This is a genomic window from Streptomyces sp. NPDC057654 (assembly GCF_042800135.1).
Classification (GTDB): Bacteria; Actinomycetota; Actinomycetes; order Streptomycetales; family Streptomycetaceae; genus Streptomyces.
The window spans coordinates 1-1,827 of sequence record NZ_JBHVHQ010001242.1 but is presented as its reverse complement, the minus strand read 5'-3'; the positions used below and the strand labels follow the sequence as shown (position 1 = coordinate 1,827).

2 protein-coding genes are annotated in these 1,827 nt (G+C 71.5%); both read right to left on the bottom strand.

Translation table 11 applies throughout. The features are described from left to right. Positions 1 to 30: 30 nt before the first annotated feature. Positions 31 to 957: an N-acetylneuraminate synthase family protein gene (locus ACFU99_RS42435; protein ID WP_384403820.1), complete on the bottom strand. Its 927-nt coding sequence runs from the start codon at positions 955 to 957 to the stop codon at positions 31 to 33. 73 nt (positions 958 to 1,030) lie between these two features. Continuing rightward, positions 1,031 to 1,827, bottom strand: a 797-nt coding sequence (locus ACFU99_RS42430; protein ID WP_384403817.1) for an HAD hydrolase family protein, incomplete at its 5' end; no start/stop codon positions are given.

Sequence of the window (1,827 nt, the reverse complement as noted above, 5' to 3'; positions counted from 1 at the left end):
GGGCTGTCGGTGTCACCGGGCCCGGCCGCCTCAGACCGCGACCGGCTCGCGGTCGCCGGCCTCGGCGACGACGCCCGTGACGCGGCGCAGCTTCTTCATCGGGCCCAGTTCGCTGTCGTACACCTTCTTGACGCCGTCGCCGAGCGACTCCTCGACCACCCGGATGTCGCGGACGAGGCGCTGGAGGCCCTGCGGTTCGACGGAGGCGGCCTGGTCGGAGCCCCACATGGCGCGGTCGAGGGTGATGTGGCGCTCGACGAAGGTGGCGCCGAGGGCGACGGCGGCGAGCGTGGTCTGGAGCCCCGTCTCGTGGCCGGAGTAGCCGATCGGCACGTTCGGGTACTCGGCCTGGAGCGTGTGGATCACGCGCAGGTTCAGCTCCTCGGCCTTGGCCGGGTAGGTGGAGGTGGCGTGGCAGAGGAGGATGTTCTCGCTGCCGAGCACCTCCACCGCGTGCCGGATCTGCTTCGGCGTGGACATCCCGGTGGAGAGAATGATCGTTTTGCCGGTCGCGCGCAGGGCGCGCAGCAGCTCGTCGTCGGTGAGCGAGGCGGAGGCGACCTTGTGCGCGGGCACGTCGAACTTCTCCAGGAAGGCGACGGCCTCGGTGTCCCACGGGGAGGCGAACCACGCGATGTCCCGCTTGGCGCAGTGCTCGGCGATCTTGCGGTACTCGGTCTCGCCGAACTCGACGCGGTGCCGGTAGTCGATGTACGTCATCCGGCCCCAGGGGGTGTCGCGTTCGACGTCCCACTGGTCGCGGGGGGTGCAGATCTCCGGCGTGCGCTTCTGGAACTTGACCGCGTCGCAGCCCGCGTCGGCGGCCGCGTCGATGAGCGCGAAGGCGTTCTCCAGATCACCGTTGTGGTTGATGCCGATCTCGCCCGTGACGTAGACCGGGTGGCCGGGGCCCGCGGTCTTGGCGCCGAGGGTCCGGGTGCGGAGGGTGGAGCTCATGGAAGGCAGGTTCCTTGCTGTTGGGGGGACTGCTGAGGACTGCTGGGGTGTGGTGCGGTGGGACGGGCTCGGGTCAGACGGGCTGGAGGGACGGGCCGAGGATCCATGCGGCGATCTCCCGGATGGCCCCGCCGCCGCCCGGCGCGGAGGTCACGGCGCGCGCCGCGCCACGTACGACGTCGTGCGCTCCGGCGACCGCCACGGGCCAGCCGACGAGGTCGAAGCACGGCAGGTCGTTGACGTCGTTGCCTACGTACAGCACGCGCTCGGGTGCGATGCCCTGCTCTTCGCACCACTGCTTCAGCGCCAGGTCTTTACGGTCGATGCCGTGGAGGACGGGAAGTTGGAGCTTCCTGGCCCGTGCGGCGACGACCGGGTTAACTTCCGTGGACAGGATCAGCAGGGGCAGCTCCGCGCGGCGCAGCGCGGCGATGCCGAGCCCGTCGCCGCGGTGCACGGCGACGATCTCGCGCCCGTCGGAGTCGATGAGGACGCGGTCGTCGGTCTGGGTGCCGTCGAAGTCGAGCACGACGGCGTCGATGTCCGCGCGGCCGGGCAGCGCGCCCGGCCGGTCGGCGTCGAGCAGCGGGGCGAGGACGCGGGCGCGTGCGAGGTCGTGCGGGTCGTCGATCTCCAGGACGCGGGCGGCGTCGGTCCGTACGAGCTCGGTGCGGCCGAAGAAGCGGTGCTTCTCGGTGCGGAAGCGGTCGGCGCGCATGCCGTAGGCGGCGCCGGTCTCCAGGTAGTCCTGGGGGCGGTCCTGGCGGCGGGGGCGTACGGACTTGTCGTGGTTGACGCCGTACGTTCCTTCCTCGACCGCGTGCCCGTCGCGCCAGACGAAGCCGTGGAACGGGGCGACCGTGACGGCCG

Excerpts from the sequence above, each read along its gene's own strand:
- ACFU99_RS42435 (WP_384403820.1), bottom strand. The coding sequence starts at position 957 with ATGAGCTCCACCCTCCGCACCCGGACCCTCGGCGCCAAGACCGCGGGC.